Origin of the sequence: Thalassotalea loyana (genome assembly GCF_030161435.1) — a bacterium.
Taxonomy (GTDB): Bacteria; Pseudomonadota; Gammaproteobacteria; order Enterobacterales; family Alteromonadaceae; genus Thalassotalea_G; species Thalassotalea_G loyana.
This window is the reverse complement of record NZ_BSSV01000003.1, coordinates 335,050-358,764: the sequence shown is the minus strand read 5'-3', so window position 1 is coordinate 358,764 and position 23,715 is coordinate 335,050. Positions and strand designations below refer to the sequence as shown.

Sequence of the window (23,715 nt, the reverse complement as noted above, 5' to 3'; positions counted from 1 at the left end):
ATAGTGATTATGTGAGATTCAAAAAAAAGCTCGCATAGCGAGCTTATTTCTTATTTTTTTGGTAAGGGTTTGAACCCATATGGCAGTATTTTCAACGGCACCTTGAGGAATGTAAACTTCACGTCGCTCTTTCCCGAAACTAAACTGTGGCGTTGGTGAAGGAGAGATGGTTAAGTTTTCTAGCCAATCATTCCCCACGGCCATCGGAATAGGAGAAGGGAGTGCATCGATAGCGGCTGAAGAATTAAATTCAGGCAGGATTCGTGTCGTTACATAGTCAGCCCGCACCGCAACGCTCTGCTCTGCAATTCGTCCTCTCTGTCCCCAAGCAACGATATAATCTGTTATGGAAATATTCTCACCTTGTGGGCGATTTGTCACCGCAACATCGCGCCTAATACCATAACGACTTTGCATCATTAGCTCTTCAAAAAGCATGGCTAAATCTTCACGGGTAGTTGAATAGGCATAGTAGTCGCTAGCGTCATCTGCACTAAAGAAACTACTTACATCATTTGGTGTGTACCCTTGTTGAACCGATGTTGCATTGTTTCCTCTAAAACTCACTTGCGCTAAGTTACGCATAGTTTGGCTATTTAGTGGATAAGTGGCATCGAGTTTGTCTGATTCCCAGTTCGTTGCTTGCGCCGCGTCTAATATACGTGAACTAGATGCGTGGCTTTGCCATTCTGCTGGTGGGAAAAAATCATTAGCGTGAGCTAGCTCGTGATAGAGTAGGGATGTCAGGCGATGCAAGTTGTCTTCGATATCACGGTCATCTCGATTTGCACGTGATTGCCTCACATAAGCATAACTATTGCCGTTTACGTATCGCCAAGGCATGATAAATTGCAGGTCATTACCAAATGATGAACGATAATCCGGTGCTTCGTTAATCGTGTCTCTTTCTAATGATGTTTGCCATAACGTTTCTGGATCTAAGTAAATCGCGCCAGTTGCGGCCCAGTAGAATGAAGGTCTAACATCATAGGATAAGACAACGGCTGTTGTTGCGCGTAAAAGGTTTTTGAAGTCATTGTGTGGATCATGGTTTTCTAAGAAGCTACGAAAACGATCTCCCATCCATTGGTGAGAAACAACAACTCTATCCATAATGTCTTCAACACTTGGTGACGTAGTGTCCTGTGCTATTAGTGGCAATGTACCAAGGGTGCATGAGCTTGTTAGTGCATTTGAATAAACACACTCTACGATGCTACCGGCATAAGGAGAGTTACTTACGTATGGGAATACCGTAGCAACTGGCTCATCAAAATACGCATTTTCTTCTATCGCGGGTTTGTTTTCTACAAGCACAGCGACAACGTCTTGTTCACCAGAAATACTGTCCGTTAACTCAAAACTGATCAATGTGTCTTGAGATACTTGCGGTGCATCGAAATAAATTACAGAATTGGTTGGCGTATCACCTTCTTCAAGGGTAACTGTTGGCCCCTGCACTTGCTGCCAATTCAAGTTACTTTCGCTCACACTATCAGCAAATATTGCTCGCAGTGAAACTTTATTCCCCTCGACGACAGTGTGACCAGAGTGGATGCTGACTATTGCGTCTTGGCTCATTACATCAAACGTCGTTGAAAGTGTTTGTGTTTGTCCTTGTTGCGTGAAGCTAACGTCGAATGTATAGCTGCCCGAAGTCGTGGGCAATACTGAAATTGTTTTTGCTGTAGGTGATAAAATAGCAACATCAGGGCCAGCCGTTTGTTGCCATTGTATATTGGAAATAGTATTCGCAGAGGACGGCGATAATAAGAAAAGCTCAACACTTTGGTTTTGATTTATTGACTCATCTAGTCTACTTACTTCAGTGATTAAGTCAGCAGGAGGCAATGGCGTTGGTGCTGGTGTCGTTGAGTCACTAGAGCCTCCACCACCACAAGCGCTCAATGTTAGAGCACTATATAAACCTAATACCGGTGTGAGTGAGCTTTTCATAGTTTCCTCTCTATTTATTTTGCTTTATCGGCTTTTTTCTCTCTGATACTTAGACCGAGTTCTTGGCCTCTATATTTCGCGTAATATGTTCCACCATAAAACATTAAACTGGCAAATATTAATTCGATAGCGGCATATAATCGCTCGTCTTGTGAAACCCACAAGCTAGTTAAACTGTGTAAGAAGTAAATCATTACAACGAAGTTAGACCATGCGTATGTATAAGGGTTACCTTTAACAATACCGCGCAAAGGAAATAACAATGGTAGCGTGAACATCACTAAGGTTAACGTCGGTGAAAGCGACGGCTCTGGCGTTAAGAAAATCAACCAAAGCGGCATATAAATCAACAACGAAAAATAGCCGATTAATGCTATTTTTCGATAGGTTGATGTATTGTATTTCTGTTGCTTAGCCATTTTACTTAAGAAGTGTTAAAACGTTTTCAGGTGGACGACCAATAATCGCCTTTGCACCATCTGAGACAATAGGTCGTTCAATAAGTTTTGGTGTATTCACCATAGCGTCTAGCAACGTGTTGTCATCCGCACCTTTTAAACCTTGCTCTTTAAATTCTGTCTCTTTTGTTCGCATCATTTCAATGACATTAACACCAAGTTGTTCTTGAAGAACGGTTATTTGCTCTTTGGTTAAAGGCGTTTTTAAATATTCAACCACAGTAACATCAGCATTTTTTTCTTCAATTAACTGTAATGTTTGACGGCTTTTAGAACACCTTGGGTTGTGATAAATCGTTAACATAACTCTCTCTATAAACGTTTTAGTTTGTTTTCTTCATTTTGGAATTGCAAAATTCTAGCTCTGATACGTTTTTGAACCAAGGGGTTATCGTCAAAAAAGTTATATGCGGTTTGTAATTCGTCAACAGCCCGTGAGTATCCACCAAGTAAAGCGTACACTTCTGCTTGCGTTGCGTGCATATTGCCTCTGTCATCTTGTTTACGATAAACGGTGGTTAGCAGATCATACGCGATAAAGTTATCTGCGCTAACAATTAGGAAGTCTTTTAACAATTGCTCTGCTTCGTCAAGTTTGTCTGCTTCTTGTAAAACGTTCGCATAGTTTAGACTAACGACCTGGTTATTAGGCATAAACTTGTCAGCTTTTTCTAGCATTTTTAATGCAGTATCGAACTCTTTTAAACTGATATAGGTATCGCTTAATGCATCTATATAAAATAGGTTGTGCTCGTCTTTTTGATACAAAGCCTCAAGTTGGTTTTTCGCCAGGTCATACTGCTTAGCTTCATAGTAACTCAATGCTAAGCCATATTGAGCCGCTTCGAGAAGGCGGTAGCGTTTCTTATCTATCTGATTCTGAAAATGATTAATGTTGTGTTCATCATCTTTTTGATAGCGCGCTTGAATACGTGCCTTGGTTAATTCAAAAGGTAATGATGGCGGTAATTGAACGCGAGGATATTGCTGTGCTCTTAGTCGCGCATCTGAGATACGTGAATCGGGTAAAGGGTGAGTAAGCAACATTGCAGGTGGTTTACTTTTATATCGAAACTGCTCAGACATTTTACCAAAAAAGCTAGGAGCACCATAAGGATCAAAGCCACTATAAGCCAACAACGCAATGCCGACACGGTCTGCTTCTTTTTCGTTACCACGTGTATAGTTTATCGAAGCTTGCTGGGTAGCTGCCATTGATGTTGATAATGCAGCCATGCCAACCTGAGGATTGATAAGGGTCAATAACACGCCAGTAATCATACCTGCAACAGAGAGTGATTGAGTGCGAGATTGCTCTTCTAATCGACGTGCAAGATGGCGTTGTGTGACGTGGGAAATTTCATGGGCAACAACTGACGCTAATTCACTTTCTGTATCTGCGGTCGTAATCAACCCACTGTGGATACCAATGTGGCCACCAAAAAATGCAAAGGCATTTAGTTCATTATTGTTAACAATGAAAAATTCAAAAGGATAGTTAACATCATTTGCATATCGAACCATCCTATTTCCAAGGTCATTAATGTACTCAATGAGAACAGGATCTTGAATAAGCGGTTGGCTAGCACGTAATTGTTTCATTAGCGCTAGGCCTATTTGTCTCTCTTTCTCGATAGACAAAACACTTGTGCCCGCAGAACCGATCTCAGGTAATGCGTTTTTGTCACTTTGTTTATTCGCAAATGCGCTGCTAGTCGCCGCTAAACCTAAGCCACATAAGGCTGAAAGGGCAACAAGTTTTAATTTATTCATTAAAAGTCCGGTGATTCGTCGGGGCTTTCAATCAAGCCAGAGGTAACTTCATTGTATCCAGAGCTGTTTCTTATTCTATATTCAACCTCTTTATAGAACTCAGCGATGCTATAACCACGAATTTCTATGATATCAAACTGCTCTTCTAATATTTTTATAAGACGAGCCACGGTTAAATATGAATATTTGATGAGCGCAACGTCGGCCTCATCACCATTTTCATGAGCAAAGAATAAAAAAGAGGGTAGGCTATTTATCCTAAACAACATGCGCATGGTTTCCGGATGCCATTCTTTAAAGGGGCAATGTGGGCTTTTAATTAATGTTCTATTTACCTTTTCGTTTAACGCAATCGGGTAACAGTGTAATTCATAACCCATTTGGTTATAGGTATGACGAAGCGCTATTTGTGGTTTGTGCTTAACAACGATTTCACCTGTAGGTAATCGTTCGCCGCCTAACAGATTTAGGTTCCATGTCGTTTTATTCAGGATGTGTTTATAAGCACTATCAAAGCCGTGAGATAGAATGCCGTCAACTTCACCAACTGAACTTGCTACCATATGATAAATCGCAGGTACCTCACCCCAATTTAGTTTGCGTTTGTACGCATTGATTTCTTTTAAGTTGGGGTATTCTGGTAAACTTTGCATAACAAAGAAAAGGCTCCTAAAATCAAAAAAATAACCGATAATCGTGAACTATTCATTGTAATCAATTGTCGCAAATTAGATAATCAAACAAAAGGGATTGTTAAGATAATTTTATGCACTTTGAATACGATGCCACTAAAGAAAAATGCCCACTACCTTTAGTGAAATTGCGTGTTATTTTAAAAAAAATGCAACCGCACGATACTTGTATGATTCAAATATCCGACAAAGGTTCGATAAAAGATATTCCTAAATTGCTCAGTGAGCAAGGATTTCAATTTAATCTCAAGCAAATTAATGCTGCCATTACCCAAATTGACATTATTACAGGCTAACTTAAATGGTTAAAATGCTTACCAATTGGTACAAACAGAAGTTCTCAGATCCTAACGCAGTTGCGTTGATAGTAATCCTAATGACAGTGTTCGTACTGTTTTACTTTTTCAATAATATTCTAATGCCAGTGTTTGTCTCGTTGGCAATTGCATTTTTACTAGATAAGCCGGTTAATCGACTTGTTAAATTCGGCATGGGGCGCAGTTTATCAACAACCATTATTGTTTCGTTATTCGTTGGTATTTCTATGCTTGGCATTTTGGGGTTAATGCCAATTGTTTGGCAACAAGGTGCAAATCTGATTGAAGAAGCGCCACACATGATTTCAATCGGCCAAGAATATTTATTTACGCTACCTGAGAAATACCCAGAATTAATCAATGTTGACCAACTGCAAACGTTGATTAATTTAACCAAACAAAAAGTGTTAGGCTGGGGAGAGCTGATTCTTGAGGCTTCGCTAAACTCTTTATCAAATATCGTGGCCTTGCTGATTTATTTGATTCTTGTACCTTTAATGGTGTTTTTCTTCTTAAAAGATAAAAAGGCGTTGATAGCGCAAGTTACTCGATTTTTACCGAAAGAGCGTCGTCTTGCTTCACAGGTTGGTGATGAAATGAACCAACAAATTCTGAATTATGTGCGTGGTAAAATTATTGAAATTATTATTATCGGTGCTGCGTCTACCTTAGCTTTCTTGTTTCTGGATTTACGATATTCAGTATTATTAGGGGTGTTAGTTGGTTTATCAGTACTGGTACCTTACGTTGGTGCAACAATTGTAACGATACCTGTGATGCTTGTTGCGTTATTTCAGTTCGGCGTATCACCGCAATTTGGCTACGTGATGCTGGCATATGGCATCATTCAAGCGTTAGATGGCAATTTACTTGTGCCACTTTTGTTTTCTGAGGCGGTCAACCTGCATCCTGTTACTATTATTATTGCAGTCATATTTTTTGGCGGACTTTGGGGCTTTTGGGGAGTATTTTTCGCGATACCATTAGCAACCTTAGTTAAGGCTGTCATCAATGCGTGGTCTTCACAAGTCGTTGAAGAGCCTCAGGCTGAAGGCTAAGTCATATTTGTTGAGAATTAATGATGAAAAAACTTATCGTTTCATTATGCGGCACACTTTTAGTGACCGCATCTTTTGTTTCAGTTGCTAAGCAATCTACGGTAATGCCCGCTGAAGACGTTAACTGGGGGTATTTAAACCCGCTTCGCGGAGATAAAAGCCCAGGGGCTGCAGATTTGTGGGGTGATCGAACAAAAAATATGCCGACGGGCATGTTGGTTAGGTTTAACAAAGGTTTTTCCTCGCCACCTCATATTCATAATATTTCCTATCGAGGTATAGTGATTAAAGGTCTAATGCATAACGATGACCCAGCAGCTGAATCGCTTTGGCTGCCGCAAGGATCATACTGGACGCAACCCGCCGGACAAAACCACATCACTGCAGCAAACGGTGAGGAAAACCTAATATATCTAGAGATAGATTCGGGACCATATCTGGTACAACCATCAAAAGAACATTTTGATAATGGTGAGGCACCGATTAATCAACATATGACAAACTATGTTTGGCTTGATAAAAAAGTGTTTACGCCGATTGAGCAAGAAGGTGTAAAAGCAACGTTGTTATGGGGAAGCCCAGATAAGGGAGTGTTAGGCGGAACCTTGTTATCATTACCTAAGGCATTTAAAGGTAATATCGCTGTTGATGCTGAGGAGTTTAAAGTCGTTGTTATCAAGGGGAATATTGAGTATCAATCTGAAGAGCTGAGCGAATCAATTATGTTGAACCCAGGTAGTTTTGTTAATTCATCTGGGACATTCATTCATCAAGTATCTTCTCATGCTGATGCACTTATTTATATTCGAACCAATGGTGAATTTGAGATTAAATAAAAAGGGAGCAATAGCTCCCTTTTTCTTACAACTTATTTGTTAGCTTAGGCTATCTAGTACATCAAGCACTACTTGGTGATGCTCTTTGGTTTTAAATTTATTGAAAACATGTTCGATATTGCCGTCTAAACCTATTAAAAAGCTAATGCGGTGAATACCATCGTATTCTTTGCCCATGAATTTTTTCAAACCCCATACACCAAAGTCATCAGCAATTTTGTGATCAACATCTGAAAGTAGGGTGAAGTTCAATTCATCGCGTTGGCAAAATTTGGCAAGGCGTTTTGGCTCGTCTGGACTTATACCGAAAACAACTGTCTCGTGCTCATCCAGCGCGGCCTTAGCGTCACGTAAATTTTGCGCTTGCGTTGTACAGCCAGGAGTCATAGCTTTGGGGTAGAAATATACTAGAACACGTTTTTTTCCGATGTAATCGTTTAGATTGACCGTGTTTTCGTTTTCGTCGAGTAACGAGAATAATGGCGCTTTTTCGCCAACAGTTAAGGTTTTCATACCCTTCCTTTTTAAAATTTAGTTTTTTTAATACAGCCTTGAACATTTATTTGTTCGCATAGCTGGAGAAAGTCATTTTCAAGTACATTAATGCATGAATCATCATTCATAGTAAACAATAAGGTCGCACTTATGATATCTGTTTCAGGATTAATTTCAGAGCGTAGTGAAGATAAGTCTATATTTCGGTTTGCAAAAAATGCGGTCACCGCCTTCAGTAGGCCTGGTTGGTCAATACCTGAGTATTCTGCTTGGTACTTCTGAGATTTTTCTAATGGTTTATAGCCTGAAGTACGCTTCATCATGGTTAACAGATCAAGTTCCATTGCCCTAGCAGGTAATTTAACTTCAAGTTGATTGATGCTGGCCATGTCACCCTTTAGCATCATAATAAAAGCAAATTCTTCACCGAAGATTGCCATTTTACTGTCAAGTATATTACAGCCGCATTCACTGGCTAGTTTTGTCAGTTCACTAACACTACCGATGCGATCTGGCCCCATGGCTGTTAACACTAAATACTGAGACATCGATTAACCGTATAAAATTTTTTAAATAAAGTGCTATTGTAACGCAACTTTTCACCAGAAATTAAGTCTCAATCTTGTTATTTGAATAAATCAGGTAATTTATGGCCTAGCTACTTGTGTTTGTTATATCAGCCAAGTACCATGAGGCACACTAAAATAACAGCAAAACTGCTGTAATGTTGAACAATAAAAAGTAAAGCCTTGTAAGGCTTTCGAATACGCTAAGTGCGATGCTTAGCGACAAGACGTTATTCTTTGGGAGTGTTAATGAATCGTCAATTGCTTTATGTATCATTACTAAGCGCAACTATTGTCGCTTGTTCGAGTAATGACAAAAGAACGGCTGATGGTGGCTTTGAATATATGAAAGTCGATGAAGGTAAGCCATTAATGATGCCGGAAGGACTGAAAGCACCAAAGCAAGAATCTACGTATTTTGTTACTAAAGACATAAATCTTAATGGTCCAACTGGCGATAATATGGATATTAGAGCGCCATCTCTTGTCTTGCCTATTGCAACGTCAACTCGTCTTGAACCAAAGACCAATGAAGCTGTTGTGTGGTTTGACCAAGAAATCGATGATGTTAAGTTAAGTGACTTTATCCAACAAACAATTAAGCAAATGTTAGAGGAAAACAATGCTGAGTTAATTGTTGTTGATGCCGATAATCATATTTATGAATCAACCTGGATAAGAAAAGAATCTGACGAAGGTGGTTTTTTCCGCTCAAAAATTGATTCTAAATCGGAAAAGTATCGTTTTACGCTTGATGTAAAGCCTCACGGTCGTAGCTTACTGTTAAAAGTAGAGTTGATTGACTATGAAGCAAGTGTGTTGAAAGGCAAGCTTACGCCGATTGACGAGCATCGCGCGGAAGTTGCGATGGTAAACAATGTTATTGGCCATGTGGACTATGAATACCGTTTAAAACAGCGTGAACATAGGCTGATGATTGCAAATCAAAAGTTACTCTCAACTGGACAAAACCTTAAAGGTGAGCCAACGTACTTTGTCGAGTTACAGCGTGATTTATTGTGGCAGAATCTACCAAATTTCTTTAATGATTACGGCTTTACTGTCAATGATTTAAATGAAACTAAACGTATTTATTATGTGACTTTCGAAAAGCCTGAAATTGGCTTATGGGACTCAATTTGGGGTAGTGATACGCCAATCGTTGATATTGAAAATGCTAAATATCAATTTAGACTATATGAATCCGATTCGCCGACTAAGACAGCATTGACGATATACAATGAAGCTGGTGAGCCAGTTCCGTTGTCAGTGCTTGAAAAGATTTTCCCTGTTGTTGAACCGGGTTTGTCGTTTAGGAATGTGTTCTAAAATGACACTAGAGTAAGAAAGGCAAAGTCTTGCGACTTTGCCTTTTTTTGTGCGCTATTTTTTGTGTACCGGTGGCATGACGTGTTTTTTCTTGTTGCTTCGAGGCAATGTTTCTTCAAGCTCGTTCAATGACTTTTTGCGCATCGGTTTTTTTGCCGTTTTTTGTACGGTTGAGAAATTACCAATGATATAAAAAGCAACCACAACGACAATGATAATAGCAATGGTATAATCAGACATAAGGGGGATTCGCTACGTTAATGACATACTGTTCGTATAAACGGTTCATATTATCAATGATTTCATCTTTTAATAAAATATCACCACGATGATATGTTGCAATTAATAAATCGACACTCAGTGATGATTGATATGTATTTGCCAAAGGGTAATACGAGTAGTGCCATGGTTCAGCAGCAACTCCACCACGATATTTGTCATACGGTCGATAAAAACCATATTGCATAGCATTTGCCTCAAGCCATTGGCTTAACTCAAAAAAGTATCCACCGTTTTGATATTCCCAGGGAGCTAACTCCAGTGACTTGCCGTCAGGTAAAAGACTCTTATCGTAAAAATCAAAGTCAGTTCCCCAGTGATGACGACTCGCCCCTGGCAGTGCCGAGAAATACATAATTGCAGCTAACAGTTCAGTGGGAGAGAGCGTTGATACTGACACTACTTGATTGTTTTTATCAATGACCGGTAACTCTCCATTTACTTTACGGTTGAAAATAGAAAGCTGCCTATCAAAATCTCGGTAACCACTAGCAACCGTAAGGTTGAACCCGTCGCGTTCGGCATGAGCCTTGAGCTCTGCTAACGGCGAAAGCACTGTTTTATTAAGACCAAAACTAGCGCCTTTTTTAGTTACAGGGCAGAAGTCCTCATCAACATAAATGATGTGGCTTGAAGACTGGCCTAATATGTTTTGCGTGCTTATATCACTTTCCATACGTAATGACTTTATTTGATTAAGGCTTATGTTAGCGCGTTAACTAAACTTTGATAATAAATATCCGTCAGCGTAATTAAGTCATCACAACTAACGCATTCATTCACTTGGTGGATAGTCTTATTGACAGGGCCCAACTCTATCACTTGTGCACCTGTCGGCGCTATAAATCGGCCATCTGAGGTACCACCTGATGTAGATAGGCTAGCCTCTTTGCCAACGACTGTTTCAATCGCTTTTTGAACAGAGTTTACTAGGCTACCTGGCTCGGTAATAAATGGCTTACCATTATACGTCCACTCGATATCATACTTTACACCATGTTGTTTAAGTATAGATTCAACACGTTCAACAATGATTGCGTCCGTCAACTCGGTTGAATATCTCAAGTTAAACCACGCAGTAACCGTCTGAGGTACAACATTTAACGCACCCGTACCGCCTTCAATGTTTGTTAGTTGAAAACTGGTTTCTGGGAAATATTCATTGCCATTGTCCCAATGGATCTGGCTTAATTCAGCAAGCACTGGCATAGCAAGGTGGATAGGATTGGTTACATGATCAGGATATGCAACATGCCCTTGCTTTCCATGAAAGGTTAATTTTGCTGAGATAGAGCCACGACGGCCATTTTTAACGATATCTGCTAGTTGCAGGCTGCTTGATGGTTCCCCAACAATGCACATATCAATTTTTTCATTTCTTGCTTCAAGCGTATCAATAACCCTTGTTGTACCATTAATGAAAGGGCCTTCTTCATCACTGGTAATTAAATATGCGATTGAACCTTTATGGTCAGGGTAATCTTTAACAAATCTCTCTGTTGCCACTAACATGGCAGCTAGGCTGCCTTTCATGTCTGCAGCCCCTCTACCATATAAAACACCGTCTTTTATGACGGGTTCGAATGGAGGCGTTTTCCATAACGACAAATCACCAGCAGGGACGACATCAGTGTGACCGGCAAAGCAAAATACTGGTGATTTATCGCCTCTTCTTGACCACATATTCGTCGTATCTTCGAACACCAATATTTCATGCTCAAATCCGGCTTTCGATAAGTGTGATTGCATCATTTGCTGGCAGCCAGCATCTTCAGGGGTTACAGATTCCCTCGCTATTAATGCCTGAGCAAGTGCTATGGTTGGGTGAGTCATATAGAAAAAACTTTTGCGTATGTTGGTTCTTTGTAACCGACGGTTGTCGTATTGTCTTTAACAAGAACTGGGCGTTTGATTAACGTTGGTTGCTCGATTAAAAGGCCTGCTACGTTTTCCGCACTCAGGTTGTTTTTCTCGTCATCAGATAAGTTTCGGTATGTTGTGCTGCGTTTGTTTACCAGCTCACTCCAGTCTACAGAGGTTAAAAAGCTACTGACAAGTGCCTGATCAATACCATCTTTTCTGAAGTCGTGGAATACGTAATCTATATCGTGTTTATCGAGGAATTTAAGTGCTTTTTTAACTGTGTCACAATTAGAAATGCCGTAAATAGTTGTCATGAGATTCCTTAAATAATTTCGTAACCGTTCGCCAATAGCGCGGTTTTTGCTTGATCAATTTTATTGCTCTTTACAAGAATGTGGTCAGTGTCAAAAGTAGAGATAGCAAAGATACTAATTTTTTCATTGGCTAACACCGTAGAGATATTTGATAGAATACCCGTTAAGCTGAATGCTAAAGGACCAATAACCTCAAACATACGCCAATCGTCTTCTACATCGTCGCTATCAACATGGACATTGGAAGGAACAACTATTGAAACTTCCTGATGGGTTTTCGCGAGAAAGTAAAGTGGTGCATCCAATACTTGCTCGGGAATCTTACTATTGGCTGGCAAGGAATGAATCGCCATAACATCAGATGTTAATCTCAGGGTTAATTTACTCATTGTTTTTCTTCTTGCTAAGTGTTGTTAACACTATACCTAGTTACCTAAAGGATCGCTACAAATAGGGGGAAAAACCTAGATATCGTTTCGAGATTTTATACTGGTAAACCTGTCAAAATACGATTAAGCGATGATAATGTTTAGATCACCGCTAAAATCTTAAAAAAAGTCGTAAATTTATTGACCATTACGGTCAAATAATTCACTAGTTTTATATACCAATATCCACAAATGTTGTGGATAACTTTGTGTGTAGCTTATGGTTATTTATTTAAGTATTTGTTTTTGTTGTTGTTTTTGTTTAGGTTGAAAAACGTACGACAGCAAAAAAAAGGTTGAATTATCAACAGCGGGAAAAATTGTGGTTAATGGTAAGTTTATTGCTCAATGATAAGTATTGAGCAATAAACTTAACCTAATTAAGCGGGATTTTTAGGTAAAAGTTAGTCTTTTGCCTGAATTGCTGTTAACGCAATGGTGTAAACGATATCATCGACCAAGGCACCTCGGGATAAATCATTTACCGGTTTATTCATCCCTTGAAGCATCGGACCTATACTGATCAAGTCAGCGGAACGTTGAACTGCCTTATAGGTTGTGTTGCCGGTATTTAAATCAGGGAAGATAAAGACAGTCGCTTTACCTGCTACAGGACTATTTGGTGCTTTTTTCTTCGCAACATTTTCCATAATCGCAGCGTCGTATTGAAGTGGCCCATCAATTAAAAGGTCAGGACGTTTAGCTTTTGCTATCTCGGTTGCTTTTGCGACTTTTTCAACATCTGCCCCAGTACCCGAACTGCCAGTTGAATAACTAATCATGGCAACCTTTGCATCAATACCAAAACGTATCGCAGACTCCGCAGATTGTATTGCAATATCCGCCAATTGCTCAGCATTGGGATCTGGGTTAATCGCACAATCACCATAAACTAACACCTGATCTGGTAATAGCATAAAAAAGATTGATGAAACTAGCGAACTACCTGGTTTGGTTTTTACTAATTGTAGTGCTGGACGTATCGTATTAGCGGTCGTGTGGACTGCACCTGATACTAAACCATCGACTTGTCCCAGCTGAAGCATCATAGTGCCAAGTACAACATTGTCCTGCAACTCCTGGCGAGCAACCACGTCCGTTAAGCCTTTGTGTTTTCTTAACTCAACCATTGGATTTACATAGTTTTCAATGATTAATTCTGGCTCTGTTATTAGCACGCCAGGCGGTAACGATATCCCTTGTTGTTCGGCGATTCGTAAAATTTCCTCTTTATTTCCCAACAACTGGCAACGGGCGATTTTACGCTCAGCACAAATTGCCGCTGCTTTAATTGTTCTAACATCATTGCCTTCTGGCAATACGATGAGTTTATCGGCTTGGCGAGCCAGTTCTGTTAGCTTATGCCTAAACGCTGGAGGAGATAGGGTATTAATATTTTTGACTTGACTCGATAGTTTTTCTATCCAGTCGCTATCGAGGTGGTCGGCGACGAAAACCTTTACTTTTTCCTGGCGTTGCGTGTCATCTTCTGGAATTTCTGGATTGAAATTCATGATGTGGCGTGAGGTTTGCCATGTATCCCACGGCACGGAGAGTATTGGCAAACCTGTTTCTAACGCTTGTTGGCAAAGTTTATTAACTTGCTCTGTTGGCTCAAAACCATTGGTTAGTAATAAAGCGCCAACCTTTGTTCCATTTAACGCTGATAAGCACGTTGCAATAATAATGTCGACACGGTCACCAGGCGTTACAATTAACCTACCTGGCATCAAATGGCTGACCAAATTGGCAACCGTGCGGGCACAGAAGGTGACAGAGCGGATTCGTCGATGGCCAATATCACCGGCATGAATAACTTTGGCATCAAGATAATTTGCGATATCTGCTACACGAGGAGCAATAAGATCAAGCTCCCAAGGTACCGTCCCCAGAAGCGAAAAACTCCCTTTGTTAAAGATGGCCATCGACGCAAAGTCGGCCAGTTGCCATGGACTTTCAATGTTGCTTTCTTTTGGAAGTAAGCCAAACTCATCTTTATCTGGCGCGTTGACTTTATTGATAATACAACCAATTACGCGCTTGTTTTTTAGCCCGCCGTATGTTTCTGCACTGACCTCTATTCGGTCTTCGAATTCTACTAAGCTATCTTGATCTGGACTTGCAACCAGTACAATATCGGCTGAAAGTGCCTTGGCAACATCTCGATTAATACGACCTGCATATGGTTGACGCGTCGTGGGAATTAACCCCTCGATGATAACCACATCATGCTCTTTTTCTAATTGCGAAATGTTTTCGATTATCTGTTCTAGGACGACTTCATGATCTCCGTCTGCCATCTTCTCTTCAACATAGCTCAGCGGAATCGATGGACTATCATTTGCAATTTCTTGCGGTGTTCGAGTATTTCTTGCCGGTTGAGAGATTGGTTTGAAATAACTTACTTTTACTCCGCGTTGCTGACAAGCGTGGACGGCACCTAGCGCGATAGAACTTAAGCCAACGCCAAAACCAGCAGGTACTAACATAATTCGATGTGACATAGTGAGTTCCTTGTTTAATTCGCTTGAATGACTTCAGCTGTTTGTTTTGCTATTACCCACTCTTCATTGGTTGGGATAACGAGACAGGCTCTACTTGATTTGGATGCGATGTTGCCAGCTTGACCAAAGCGTGTTGCAACATTCAGCTCTTCATCGATATGTATGTTTAAGAGTGATAGTGATTGAACAACTTGCGCTCTGACATAATCTGAATTCTCACCGATACCGCCTGTAAAAATAATACCATCTAGTGTTGTTAACGACGCAGCATATGCAGCAATTTGTTTTGCAATTCGATAACAAAAAATGTCGAGTGCTAATTTTGCTTGTTGGTTATTTTCATTGAACATTGCTTCTTCAAGCGTACGGCAGTCATTACTTAGCTCAGACAAGCCTAACAGCCCGCTTTCTTTGTTTAACAGGTTATTTACTTGTTCATGACTGTAACCCAAGCCATTAATTAAGTGGAAAATAATGCCGGGATCTATATCACCGCTTCGCGTGCCCATTACGACGCCTGATAATGGCGTTAAGCCCATCGATGTATCTAAGCTCTTACCATTTTCGATCGCACAAATACTTGAGCCGTTTCCTAAATGAGCACTAATAAATGACCCTTGATTTTGCTTCAGTTGAAGTAATCTGCTTGCTTCATGGCATACGTAATAATGACTAGTCCCGTGAAAACCATATCGTCGAATGCCATGTGATTGATAAAGGTCGTATGGCAATGCGTAAAGAAAAGCTTTTTCTGGCATTGTTTGATGGAAAGCCGTGTCAAAAACTGCGACTTGAGGCAATTGAGCGAAGGCTTTCTGGGCGGCATTTATACCTGTTATATTTGCCGGATTATGTAAAGGAGCGAGCTGAGCTAAGTCAGCAAGCGTGTTCATCACTTGGTCATTGATTAGGATTGGCTGACTGTAAGTCTCTCCACCATGAACAACACGATGACCAATAGCGCACACATGTTCGGCGTATTTATTGTCTTGTAAAAAGCCCACGATGCTTGCAAGTGCAGTCTCGTGATCAAAAGGTTCTGGTAATGAATAGTTTAATTTTTCGCTGTTTTGTTTAAAGGTGATATTGGCGGCAGACGATAATAGGTTTTGAGCGATACCTGCAAGGTGTTCAGAACCATCATCAGGTGCGATAAGTGAAAATTTAATTGAAGAACTTCCGCAATTAATAACGAGGATTAAGTTTTTGTCCATAAAGCGTTAAAGAATAAGAGGTTAGAGCGTATTAACTTACTATAGCTGTTTATTAGAGAAAAATATCTATTAACCCGACAAAATTTCATGACTTGAATCAAGATAAATTGAAACAAATATTATTCTTCAACTTTTAATGCATAACAGGATCGGCTAAGGTTAAAATATGAATATGAGTGTTATTGAAATCATCAAGCTTGGTCATCGGTATTTAAAGCTATGGCCTGAACGTCCAGAGTTGAGCCAGTACTTTCAGGAGTACTACGCGATTACTTTGGCGCGCTTTGTTTGGCGCAACTTTTTGGGCTTTAGTTTATTCCTATTGCTCTTTTTTACCTTAATTACGGGTAGCCAAGACATAAATTTACTTGTCTTTTATGTCATCTTTTCGCTGTCAATGCCCGTACAAGTACTTGTTATGCTCGGTGTAAAAGCAGATAAGGACCTGCCACCAGGATTATCTGCGTGGTACAAAGAAGGTTTAGCTCGATACAATGAGAATGGCGGTGAGTTAGAGTTATCAACAGGTAGACCGAAGTATATCGACCTCGCTAAGCTGCTTAACTTAACCTATCAATCAAGCCTAAAAAAATAGGCTTCGTTATTTCTGATAAAGCCTAATTAAAAAGTCTGCTTGGCATGTAAAGTTATTAATACTAGCAAGCGACATTCTGACTTCATCTGTTGCTTTAAAGGCAAATGGTGTCATTTCTAGTAAGTGCAGAGCGTCTTCACCCTCAACAATATTCATGTCATAACTTAAGTGATGTTGCTCCACTAGTGTTAAATGCTCTATTGGATGTTTATCTTCGTTGTGCAATTGAGCGTCTCGATAAATTTTTTGCTTTAATGCTTGAAGGTGATTACTAGCAGGGGTGACTGTCAGCAAAAAACCACCATCAATAAGTACGCGGGTATATTCTTCTTCGAGAATGGGCGCGTAAACATTTATCATCCAATCGATACTGCTATCTGCAAATGGAAGCTTGGACAATGTCCCTACGCTAAAGTGACTATCTTTGTATCGCTTTGCGGCTTTCTTAACCGCTTCTTTTGATATGTCGATACCATAAACGGTGTTGGTTTGAGTTTTATGCTGGTGTGTATAAAAACCTTCTCCACAACCCGCATCAAATACCAGCCCATCTTGATTGCCGTGTTGTTGGTATAGGCTTAGCATTTTATCAACTAAAGGTTGATAGTATCCTTTGTCTAAAAATGCACGTCTAGCATTTACCATGGCCTTATTGTCACCAGGATTTTTTGATTGTTTGTGTTGTACCGGGAGCAGGTTGTAATAACCTTCTTTTGCACGATCAAAACTATGATTGTTGTCGCATTTAAGTGTGCGATCAGCTGCAAAGAGCGGTAATTGGCAAATAGGGCAGAGGTAATGGTTAGGCATAGGCAAAAAGGCTAACGACCGTTAGCCTTGATTTATCAAAATTATTTAAAGGTAGACCAAATAGGCGCGTGATCAGAAGGCTTTTCGATCCCTCTTAATTCATAATCAATGTCAGCTTCAACACATTTAGCGGCAAAGCTTGGTGTTGCGAGTACCACATCAATTCTTAATCCTCGATTATCATCGAACCCTCGAGAGCGGTAATCAAACCATGAGTATTTTTCGGTAGTGTCAGGGTGAAGTTTTCTGAATGTATCTTCAAAGCCCCAGTCAGTTAAAGTTTTTAACCATTCACGCTCTTCTGGTTGAAAACTACATTTACCTGTTTTTAACCAACGTTTTCGGTTTGGCTCGCCAATACCAATATCAAGATCGATTGGAGAAATGTTGATATCTCCCATCACTACAATGTTTTCACTGTTGTCATGATGATCATTTAGGTACTGCATTAGGTCTTTATAAAACTGACGCTTGTATGGGAATTTGGTCTCATGAGCAATGTTATCCCCTTGAGGGAAATAACCATTTAATACAGTGACAGGCTCACCATCAGCGTTTTTTGTTTTTACCATAATCATGCGTTTTTGAGAGTCTTCGGTATCTGTTGGAAAGCCTTTGATGACTTCATCTGCGGGCTGTTTACAGAGCATCGCTACACCGTAATGAGCTTTTTGACCGTGAAAGTATACGTGGTAACCCATGGCTTCTACATCAGCGAGTGGAAATGCTTCGTCGTGAACTTTAATTTCTTGTAATCCGATAATATCGGGTTGATGTTTATCGATTAATGCTTGAAGTTGATGTAAGCGGGCACGTAAGCCGTTAATGTTGAATGAGATTATTTTCATTTTAATAGCCTTGAGGATAACAGGTTACACTGGCGATTTTTATTACTGCGTAGTGTAACCTAGTTGATCAAAAGTAGAAATGGCATGCGACATTAAAGAGACGTAATAACGCGCATAAGTTCATTTTTACAGATTGGTTTTTGCAAATGAGCTTTGGCGCCTAACGTTGTCGTTCTCTCAATATCTTCGTTGGAGGCATTACCTGAAATTATAACCACAGGGATCTCAGAGCATGATGTCATGGCTTTTATTTTTGCTAAAGTTTCAAAGCCGTCCATGTTAGGCATAATAAGATCGAGTAGTATCAAGTCTGGTTGTGACTTTTCAAGCTGCTTAAGCGCAACTGCCCCTGATGTTGCAGCTTTTAATTTTATCTCTTGAGGCAAAATCCCCTTAATTAAGTGAATATTTGCCGGTTCGTCGTCTATAACGAGTATGGTATCAATCATAATGTCCTTTAATGCACCTTTTTATGTTTTTAGCTATCGAGTGCAACCTTTAAGTCAATCGCTAACGATGTGGCATTTTCAAAATCATAATCTTCAATATACTTTCTAATACGACTTAACTGATCATTTTGCTCAAGAAGCAGAGATTGATCGACAAGTGGCTCAAAAGCTTCAATCGCGTCTGTGTCGAAGTCCTCTAAAAGCGTTATTAGATGATTGATTTGATTCAAGATAAAATCTCTGTCATCACTTTTTAAGCGAGTGGTGGGGTTATGCTTATTGACGTCAAACGCAGCTTGAATTGAGTTAATTGTGATCTCCAGTTCACTTGTCAAGCCGAACAAATAGGGCTGAAGAATCCCGATATCCGGTGTGGCTCTAGTCGCACTTTCTAAATTCAGCGCTAGCGATTGGATTGCAGAGGCGCCAATATTTGCAGCAACACCTTTTAGCGTATGCGCTAACCTAACTGCGGTTTCAGTGTCGTGGTCAATCAATGCTTGGCTAAATTTTTCTTGAAAATTAGCTTCTCGCTCACTAAATTTTATCAGTAACTTCTTGTACAAATGTTGATTACCTTGACACGTTGCCAACCCTAAAGGGATATTAATGCCAAGAATCGATGGAATGTCGATTGCGTCTTGTTTTTGTTGGCTATGTTCACGTTGTAATTCAATCGTTGTTGGGTTTGATGGTTTAACCCATTTTGCCATACAACCAAATAGGTCTTTAACATTAATAGGCTTAGCGATATGGTCGTTCATACCAACAGATAATACTTTTTCTTTGTCTCCAACCATTGCATTAGCTGTCATTGCAAGGATAGGCAAATTTTTGAAACGATCATCTTTACGAATCAGCTTGGTTGTTTCATATCCGTCGAGTACTGGCATTTGACAGTCCATTAGAATGCCATCAAAGGTATTAGACTCTAGCATTTGTATTGCGATTTCACCGTTCTCGGCAGTCGATACATCTAATCCGTTAGAACTCAGTATTTCAACAGCAAGCTCCATATTAATTTCATTATCTTCAACTAGAAGAATTTTGGCTCCGCGCAGCTTGTTAATCGTTTGCTGTGTATGTTCTTCACGTTCAGAACTTCGAGTGTGTTCAATCACTTTTTTACCTAGTGCATCCATAATCGAGTCTAAAAGCGATGAAGGCGTAATAGGTTTAGTTAAAAATCCACTAATAGCAACTTCTTGAGCAGCTTTGTAGGCATTCTCTCGTCCATACGCTGTAACCATAATTACGGTGGGAATATTATCTAGTGATGCATCTGATTGAATCCGCCTTGTTGCTTCAATTCCATCTACTTTAGGCATCTTCCAATCCATAATGACCAAGTTGTAATTGTCATCTTTGTCACTCGCTTTTAGCATTTTTATCGCTTCTTCACCGTCGCTTGCTTGTTCAACTGACAGACTAAATTGGTTTAATATATTTGTTAATATTGCTCGTGAAGTTTCATTGTCATCGACAACTAATACTTTTAGGTTTTCTAGCAAGTTACGGTCTTTTTCAACCCAACCTCTCTCCGAAAGTTCGAGTTTAACAGTGAATGAAAACTTACTCCCTTGATTAACTTCGCTTTCTAGCCAGATGTTACCATTCATCATTTCAACTAAACGTTTACTGATAGCGAGGCCCAACCCTGTACCACCGAATTTTCGGGTCGTAGAGGTATCAATTTGACTAAATGATTGGAAGAGTTTTTGTTGCTGGGCTTTGGGGATACCAACGCCTGTGTCTTTAACATGAAAAGCTAGTGTAACTGCATTGTCTTGTTGCTCGATAAATTCAACACTTATAACAACTTCACCGCTCTCGGTAAATTTAACTGCGTTATTACCTAAATTAATGAGCACTTGTCCAATTCTTAGTGGATCACCGATCAACGCAGTTGGTACTGATTCAGGAATGTTAAACATGAGCTCCAGATTTTTTTCTTCAGCTTTTAATCCCACTAGATTAGCTAAATTATCAAATACGTCTTCTAGCCTAAAATCAATATGCTCGATATCAAATTTACCGGCTTCAATCTTAGAAAAATCGAGAATGTCATTAATTATACCGAGTAACGACTCGGCAGAACGGTTTACCTTGTCAATATAGTTAGCTTGTTTAGGATTTAACTCCGTATTGAGTGCAAGCTGTGACATGCCGATAATGGCATTCATCGGTGTTCTTATCTCGTGGCTCATATTCGCGAGAAAATCACTTTTGGCTTGTGTAGCACTTTCTGCTTTATCTTTGGCATCGATTAGCTCAAGTTCGAGTGCTTTTCGAGCTGTAATATCACGGATCGCAGCGAGAACTAGCGTGCCTTCTGCAGTTTCAATTGGGCTTAAACTAATTTCGACAGATAGACTTTTACCATTTTTCATAACAGCCGTGAGATCTCTTCCTGCCCCCATGGCACGTACTGAAGGCGCTTTAAAGTATTCACTTAGCATTTGTGGGTGGCTTTCACGTAACTCAGGTGGTAATAATAAGTCGATTTTATTACCAACTAATTCTTCTGTTTTATAGCCAAGAACGTTTTCAACTTGTTTATTAACAAAGGCAATTGTTCCTGTTGCGTCAACGAGAATTAAGCTATCAGGGGCTGATTCTAATAGGCCTTTAAATTTTTGCTCATTAACTTTTCTGTCAGTAATGTCCAGTACCGAACCGTGAATTTGAAATGGTTTCCCATGGTGATCAAGCCTTGCTTGACCTTGTTCATAGACCCAGTGAACCGTACCATCTCGGTGGATTAATCGATATTCAACAGTAAATATTTCACCATTTTCACAAGCTTGATTAACTATCTTTTCGACGCGATCGATGTCTTTTGGGTGGATGAGCTCGCGCCAAGAAATAACACGTGTTTTTGTGAAATGCTCAATCGTATAGCCGGTTAATGGATATACTTCTTTACTGATAAAGCTCATCGTCCAGTCATAATCGTAATCGCAGGTGTATGCCATTCCTGGGATTGTATCGACCAGTGCACTAAAGTGAGCTTCCCGCTCGGTAATCCGCTCAATGAGTAAATTTCTTTCTCTGATCCGCAGTTCAATCAGCCGTAACATAAAGGCTAGCGTAATACTGATTAAGAAAATGGTTAATGGCGGAATTAAATTAGTGGCTGAACTTGTTGGGTAAATTTGGTCATTTGCTGCTTGCGCATGGATTTCCCAAGAACGATTAGCAATGTTAAAGCGGTAAGTTTTCTTTAAATAAGTGACATTATCATCCATGTTTGCAACACGTGAACGATGAAAATATAAAAACTTTTCCTCATCTTTGGCATCTGAATCGATAAATGTCAGGTTTAACCCCGCAGGCTCCAGAAAGTTACCGAGAATACGCTCTAAAGTAGGTTGTAGGTAGATAACCCCTGCGACCAGTCCTACAACCGCTTGTTCATAGCTTTCACCGTTTGCCAGCTTTATTTGGTCATAAACTGGTAGATGAATGAGCACGCCATAGCCTTCTGGCGGAGTTTGCACCAGGTCAATGCGACGCGTGATGCTAATACTATTTTCTTTGATGGCTTTTAAAATACTGTTAGCCGACTCTTCTCCTGCCACCAATAAAGGATTGATCCCCAATGCTTGGGCATTTCCCTTCATTGGCTCGGCATAGACAATAGGGAAGTAGTCTTGTTGCGCTGGCGCGGAAATAACGTTTCCGTTTTCGTCATACGATTTGAAGTAGTAATCAATGCCTAGTTCATTGGACAGACGTTGTTCCCATGCTGCTCTATCTTCATGTTTAATACGAGGCAGCCACTCGATTGCTAATATTCCTTTGAACTTATTAAGTTCCGAATTGGTAATATTTTGAAAGGCGGAACGTGTTATTTCTCTGTCTACGTAAAATGTATTGCGTATGTAGCGCAACATTTCGATATAAAGCACTAAACCTTGTTCAAACGTTTTTCCGTGTTGGTTCACTCGGTGATCAAACTTTAGCCGTGTTTGAGTTTTGAGATTGGTACTTAGAAGTTGGTAGATGGAGTAGGATAAAATGCTGCCTAAAATCATAACGATTATTGGCATGCTTAATTTAGTTTTCGTGGTAAATCGACTCTTGCCTTTGCGTTTAGCATTGATGATGAAAAGAATACTAAGCGTTGCAAATATTCCAAAAACAAGAATACCTTCAGCGGCAATACCTGTCGTCATACTGTACTGATATTCTATTTCTTTGTGGTACCTATACGCGGCACGCCAAGAGGTTAATGTTACCGTTAAGCCCAATATAGCGATAGGAATTGTTAGCCAATGCTCATAAAGGCTTGAGAAGTTGTATTTAAGTTGTTCTTTATAGCAGTACAAAAATGTAGCTAGGGCCGCCAACATAAAACCAAATGACGTGTGAACCGCCATTTTAGTGAGTCCGCCCCAACCCCACGTGGTTTTGACCGTAAAATATTCTGTAAATGCAACTAATCCAAATGAAAGTACGATGCTAGCAAGGATGCCAAGGATTGCATTGGAGTATTTGTTTTTTGTCGTGGAAATAATTGCACCGATGCCACCTAGTGCAAAACAAATTGCTGTATCTGGTGCCATGCGCCCTGGGTGAGAAACACGAATATTAATGTAGTGTTCCATGAGGGCTTGATCAATGCCTAACTCAATATTAAAAATATACTGACTGAGTGTCAGTAATCCAAGCAGAAGCAGCGTTCCACCTGTGATATATAAAGCTGTTCTTTTTTGTGCGTTGGTAAACCAAACGCTGATGCCGAGAATAATGAAACCAAGCGCAGTGTTGTATTGCATTGGCACGAAAGCTTCATTGATCTGAATGAGCGTTTCGTTTCTTGTATACCAACCGAAAATTACCGTCAGACCAATTGCCATGGTCATTAAACTTAAAAGTTTAACCAAAGACTCAAGGTTCGTGTATAGATGCTTTTCATTCATAGAGTT

General features: G+C 40.0%; 23 protein-coding genes. 5 read left to right on the top strand and 18 right to left on the bottom strand.

Annotated elements, in window-relative coordinates; all coding sequences use genetic code 11:
• Window positions 1-18: 18 nt before the first annotated feature.
• Genes QQK05_RS09335 through QQK05_RS09315 form a run of 5 tightly spaced genes read right to left on the bottom strand, consistent with a single transcriptional unit; the run spans window position 19 to window position 4,840 of the window.
• The gene (locus QQK05_RS09335; RefSeq protein ID WP_284297885.1) at window positions 19-1,956 is read right to left on the bottom strand and encodes a hypothetical protein; all 1,938 of its coding nucleotides are present in this window, start codon (window positions 1,954-1,956) and stop codon (window positions 19-21) included.
• Between the two features lie 14 nt (window positions 1,957-1,970).
• Window positions 1,971-2,375 carry a DUF2069 domain-containing protein gene (locus QQK05_RS09330; protein WP_284297883.1) on the bottom strand — a complete coding sequence of 135 codons (405 nt, stop codon included), beginning with the start codon at window positions 2,373-2,375 and terminating at the stop codon, window positions 1,971-1,973.
• Window position 2,376: 1 nt separating this feature from the next.
• Window positions 2,377-2,718 (bottom strand): arsenate reductase (glutaredoxin), encoded by a 342-nt coding sequence (gene arsC / locus QQK05_RS09325; protein ID WP_284297882.1) that lies wholly within the window; start codon window positions 2,716-2,718, stop codon window positions 2,377-2,379.
• 8 nt (window positions 2,719-2,726) lie between these two features.
• Window positions 2,727-4,187, bottom strand: coding sequence for a beta-barrel assembly-enhancing protease (gene bepA, locus QQK05_RS09320; RefSeq protein ID WP_284297879.1), 1,461 nt, complete (start codon window positions 4,185-4,187; stop codon window positions 2,727-2,729).
• On the bottom strand, window positions 4,187-4,840 hold the full coding sequence (locus QQK05_RS09315) for a hypothetical protein (RefSeq protein WP_284297877.1): 654 nt from the start codon (window positions 4,838-4,840) through the stop codon (window positions 4,187-4,189). The genes bepA and QQK05_RS09315 overlap by 1 nt, the downstream gene beginning before the upstream one ends.
• Before the next feature lie 113 nt (window positions 4,841-4,953).
• On the opposite strand from QQK05_RS09315, the gene QQK05_RS09310 reads away from it, so the two are divergent.
• Genes QQK05_RS09310 through QQK05_RS09300 form a run of 3 tightly spaced genes read left to right on the top strand, consistent with a single transcriptional unit; the run spans window position 4,954 to window position 7,090 of the window.
• Window positions 4,954-5,175: a sulfurtransferase TusA family protein gene (locus QQK05_RS09310; protein WP_284297875.1), complete on the top strand. Its 222-nt coding sequence runs from the start codon at window positions 4,954-4,956 to the stop codon at window positions 5,173-5,175.
• A gap of 5 nt (window positions 5,176-5,180) precedes the next feature.
• Entirely contained in the window at window positions 5,181-6,254 is a 1,074-nt protein-coding gene (locus tag QQK05_RS09305; RefSeq protein WP_284297873.1) for an AI-2E family transporter, read from the top strand.
• A gap of 23 nt (window positions 6,255-6,277) precedes the next feature.
• Window positions 6,278-7,090, top strand: a complete 813-nt coding sequence (locus QQK05_RS09300) for a DUF4437 domain-containing protein (RefSeq protein ID WP_407704879.1) — start codon at window positions 6,278-6,280, stop codon at window positions 7,088-7,090.
• Between the two features lie 39 nt (window positions 7,091-7,129).
• Here QQK05_RS09300 and bcp read toward each other — a convergent pair whose 3' ends face one another.
• Window positions 7,130-7,603: a thioredoxin-dependent thiol peroxidase gene (gene bcp / locus QQK05_RS09295; protein WP_284297869.1), complete on the bottom strand. Its 474-nt coding sequence runs from the start codon at window positions 7,601-7,603 to the stop codon at window positions 7,130-7,132.
• Between the two features lie 11 nt (window positions 7,604-7,614).
• Window positions 7,615-8,133 carry a glycine cleavage system protein R gene (locus tag QQK05_RS09290; protein ID WP_284297867.1) on the bottom strand — a complete coding sequence of 173 codons (519 nt, stop codon included), beginning with the start codon at window positions 8,131-8,133 and terminating at the stop codon, window positions 7,615-7,617.
• A 267-nt stretch (window positions 8,134-8,400) separates the two neighbouring features.
• Between QQK05_RS09290 and bamC the strand changes: the two genes are divergently transcribed.
• Window positions 8,401-9,480 carry an outer membrane protein assembly factor BamC gene (bamC, locus tag QQK05_RS09285; protein ID WP_284297865.1) on the top strand — a complete coding sequence of 360 codons (1,080 nt, stop codon included), beginning with the start codon at window positions 8,401-8,403 and terminating at the stop codon, window positions 9,478-9,480.
• Between the two features lie 54 nt (window positions 9,481-9,534).
• Here bamC and QQK05_RS09280 read toward each other — a convergent pair whose 3' ends face one another.
• The 7 genes from QQK05_RS09280 to QQK05_RS09250 form a co-directional block, all read right to left on the bottom strand.
• The gene (locus tag QQK05_RS09280) at window positions 9,535-9,720 is read right to left on the bottom strand and encodes a hypothetical protein (RefSeq protein ID WP_284297863.1); all 186 of its coding nucleotides are present in this window, start codon (window positions 9,718-9,720) and stop codon (window positions 9,535-9,537) included.
• Window positions 9,713-10,435: a M15 family metallopeptidase gene (locus QQK05_RS09275; RefSeq protein WP_284297861.1), complete on the bottom strand. Its 723-nt coding sequence runs from the start codon at window positions 10,433-10,435 to the stop codon at window positions 9,713-9,715. The genes QQK05_RS09280 and QQK05_RS09275 overlap by 8 nt, the downstream gene beginning before the upstream one ends.
• 26 nt (window positions 10,436-10,461) lie before the next feature.
• A complete protein-coding gene (dapE, locus tag QQK05_RS09270) occupies window positions 10,462-11,592 on the bottom strand; it encodes a succinyl-diaminopimelate desuccinylase (RefSeq protein ID WP_284297859.1) in 1,131 nt (376 codons plus the stop codon).
• Complete coding sequence (locus tag QQK05_RS09265; protein WP_284297857.1) at window positions 11,589-11,936, bottom strand: arsenate reductase; 348 nt, start codon at window positions 11,934-11,936, stop codon at window positions 11,589-11,591. The genes dapE and QQK05_RS09265 overlap by 4 nt, the downstream gene beginning before the upstream one ends.
• Window positions 11,937-11,944: 8 nt before the next feature.
• Complete coding sequence (locus QQK05_RS09260; protein WP_284297855.1) at window positions 11,945-12,325, bottom strand: ACT domain-containing protein; 381 nt, start codon at window positions 12,323-12,325, stop codon at window positions 11,945-11,947.
• Window positions 12,326-12,768: 443 nt separating this feature from the next.
• The gene (pta, locus tag QQK05_RS09255) at window positions 12,769-14,868 is read right to left on the bottom strand and encodes a phosphate acetyltransferase (RefSeq protein WP_284297853.1); all 2,100 of its coding nucleotides are present in this window, start codon (window positions 14,866-14,868) and stop codon (window positions 12,769-12,771) included.
• A gap of 14 nt (window positions 14,869-14,882) precedes the next feature.
• A complete protein-coding gene (locus QQK05_RS09250) occupies window positions 14,883-16,082 on the bottom strand; it encodes an acetate/propionate family kinase (RefSeq protein WP_284297851.1) in 1,200 nt (399 codons plus the stop codon).
• A gap of 166 nt (window positions 16,083-16,248) precedes the next feature.
• On the opposite strand from QQK05_RS09250, the gene QQK05_RS09245 reads away from it, so the two are divergent.
• Window positions 16,249-16,677 (top strand): DUF412 family protein, encoded by a 429-nt coding sequence (locus QQK05_RS09245; RefSeq protein WP_284297849.1) that lies wholly within the window; start codon window positions 16,249-16,251, stop codon window positions 16,675-16,677.
• A 6-nt stretch (window positions 16,678-16,683) separates the two neighbouring features.
• Here the strand turns inward: QQK05_RS09245 and rlmA are convergent, their stop codons facing one another.
• From rlmA to QQK05_RS09225, 4 genes are all read right to left on the bottom strand, one after another.
• The gene (gene rlmA / locus QQK05_RS09240; protein ID WP_284297847.1) at window positions 16,684-17,487 is read right to left on the bottom strand and encodes a 23S rRNA (guanine(745)-N(1))-methyltransferase; all 804 of its coding nucleotides are present in this window, start codon (window positions 17,485-17,487) and stop codon (window positions 16,684-16,686) included.
• Window positions 17,488-17,528: 41 nt separating this feature from the next.
• Window positions 17,529-18,335, bottom strand: coding sequence for an exodeoxyribonuclease III (gene xthA / locus QQK05_RS09235; RefSeq protein ID WP_284297845.1), 807 nt, complete (start codon window positions 18,333-18,335; stop codon window positions 17,529-17,531).
• Window positions 18,336-18,427: 92 nt separating this feature from the next.
• On the bottom strand, window positions 18,428-18,784 hold the full coding sequence (locus QQK05_RS09230; RefSeq protein ID WP_284297843.1) for a response regulator: 357 nt from the start codon (window positions 18,782-18,784) through the stop codon (window positions 18,428-18,430).
• 29 nt (window positions 18,785-18,813) lie between these two features.
• Entirely contained in the window at window positions 18,814-23,709 is a 4,896-nt protein-coding gene (locus QQK05_RS09225; protein WP_284297841.1) for a response regulator, read from the bottom strand.
• Window positions 23,710-23,715 lie beyond the last annotated feature (6 nt).

What these genes read in the sequence shown, in the direction of transcription:
- QQK05_RS09335 (WP_284297885.1), bottom strand. Translation starts at nt 1,956, where the DNA reads ATGAAAAGCTCACTCACACCGGTATTAGGTTTATATAGTGCTCTAACA.
- QQK05_RS09330 (WP_284297883.1), bottom strand. Translation starts at nt 2,375, where the DNA reads ATGGCTAAGCAACAGAAATACAATACATCAACCTATCGAAAAATAGCA.
- arsC (WP_284297882.1), bottom strand. Translation starts at nt 2,718, where the DNA reads ATGTTAACGATTTATCACAACCCAAGGTGTTCTAAAAGCCGTCAAACA.
- bepA (WP_284297879.1), bottom strand. Translation starts at nt 4,187, where the DNA reads ATGAATAAATTAAAACTTGTTGCCCTTTCAGCCTTATGTGGCTTAGGT.
- QQK05_RS09315 (WP_284297877.1), bottom strand. Translation starts at nt 4,840, where the DNA reads ATGCAAAGTTTACCAGAATACCCCAACTTAAAAGAAATCAATGCGTAC.
- QQK05_RS09310 (WP_284297875.1), top strand. Translation starts at nt 4,954, where the DNA reads ATGCACTTTGAATACGATGCCACTAAAGAAAAATGCCCACTACCTTTA.
- QQK05_RS09305 (WP_284297873.1), top strand. Translation starts at nt 5,181, where the DNA reads ATGGTTAAAATGCTTACCAATTGGTACAAACAGAAGTTCTCAGATCCT.
- QQK05_RS09300 (WP_407704879.1), top strand. Translation starts at nt 6,278, where the DNA reads ATGAAAAAACTTATCGTTTCATTATGCGGCACACTTTTAGTGACCGCA.
- bcp (WP_284297869.1), bottom strand. Translation starts at nt 7,603, where the DNA reads ATGAAAACCTTAACTGTTGGCGAAAAAGCGCCATTATTCTCGTTACTC.
- QQK05_RS09290 (WP_284297867.1), bottom strand. Translation starts at nt 8,133, where the DNA reads ATGTCTCAGTATTTAGTGTTAACAGCCATGGGGCCAGATCGCATCGGT.
- bamC (WP_284297865.1), top strand. Translation starts at nt 8,401, where the DNA reads ATGAATCGTCAATTGCTTTATGTATCATTACTAAGCGCAACTATTGTC.
- QQK05_RS09280 (WP_284297863.1), bottom strand. Translation starts at nt 9,720, where the DNA reads ATGTCTGATTATACCATTGCTATTATCATTGTCGTTGTGGTTGCTTTT.
- QQK05_RS09275 (WP_284297861.1), bottom strand. Translation starts at nt 10,435, where the DNA reads ATGGAAAGTGATATAAGCACGCAAAACATATTAGGCCAGTCTTCAAGC.
- dapE (WP_284297859.1), bottom strand. Translation starts at nt 11,592, where the DNA reads ATGACTCACCCAACCATAGCACTTGCTCAGGCATTAATAGCGAGGGAA.
- QQK05_RS09265 (WP_284297857.1), bottom strand. Translation starts at nt 11,936, where the DNA reads ATGACAACTATTTACGGCATTTCTAATTGTGACACAGTTAAAAAAGCA.
- QQK05_RS09260 (WP_284297855.1), bottom strand. Translation starts at nt 12,325, where the DNA reads ATGAGTAAATTAACCCTGAGATTAACATCTGATGTTATGGCGATTCAT.
- pta (WP_284297853.1), bottom strand. Translation starts at nt 14,868, where the DNA reads ATGTCACATCGAATTATGTTAGTACCTGCTGGTTTTGGCGTTGGCTTA.
- QQK05_RS09250 (WP_284297851.1), bottom strand. Translation starts at nt 16,082, where the DNA reads ATGGACAAAAACTTAATCCTCGTTATTAATTGCGGAAGTTCTTCAATT.
- QQK05_RS09245 (WP_284297849.1), top strand. Translation starts at nt 16,249, where the DNA reads ATGAATATGAGTGTTATTGAAATCATCAAGCTTGGTCATCGGTATTTA.
- rlmA (WP_284297847.1), bottom strand. Translation starts at nt 17,487, where the DNA reads ATGCCTAACCATTACCTCTGCCCTATTTGCCAATTACCGCTCTTTGCA.
- xthA (WP_284297845.1), bottom strand. Translation starts at nt 18,335, where the DNA reads ATGAAAATAATCTCATTCAACATTAACGGCTTACGTGCCCGCTTACAT.
- QQK05_RS09230 (WP_284297843.1), bottom strand. Translation starts at nt 18,784, where the DNA reads ATGATTGATACCATACTCGTTATAGACGACGAACCGGCAAATATTCAC.
- QQK05_RS09225 (WP_284297841.1), bottom strand. Translation starts at nt 23,709, where the DNA reads ATGAATGAAAAGCATCTATACACGAACCTTGAGTCTTTGGTTAAACTT.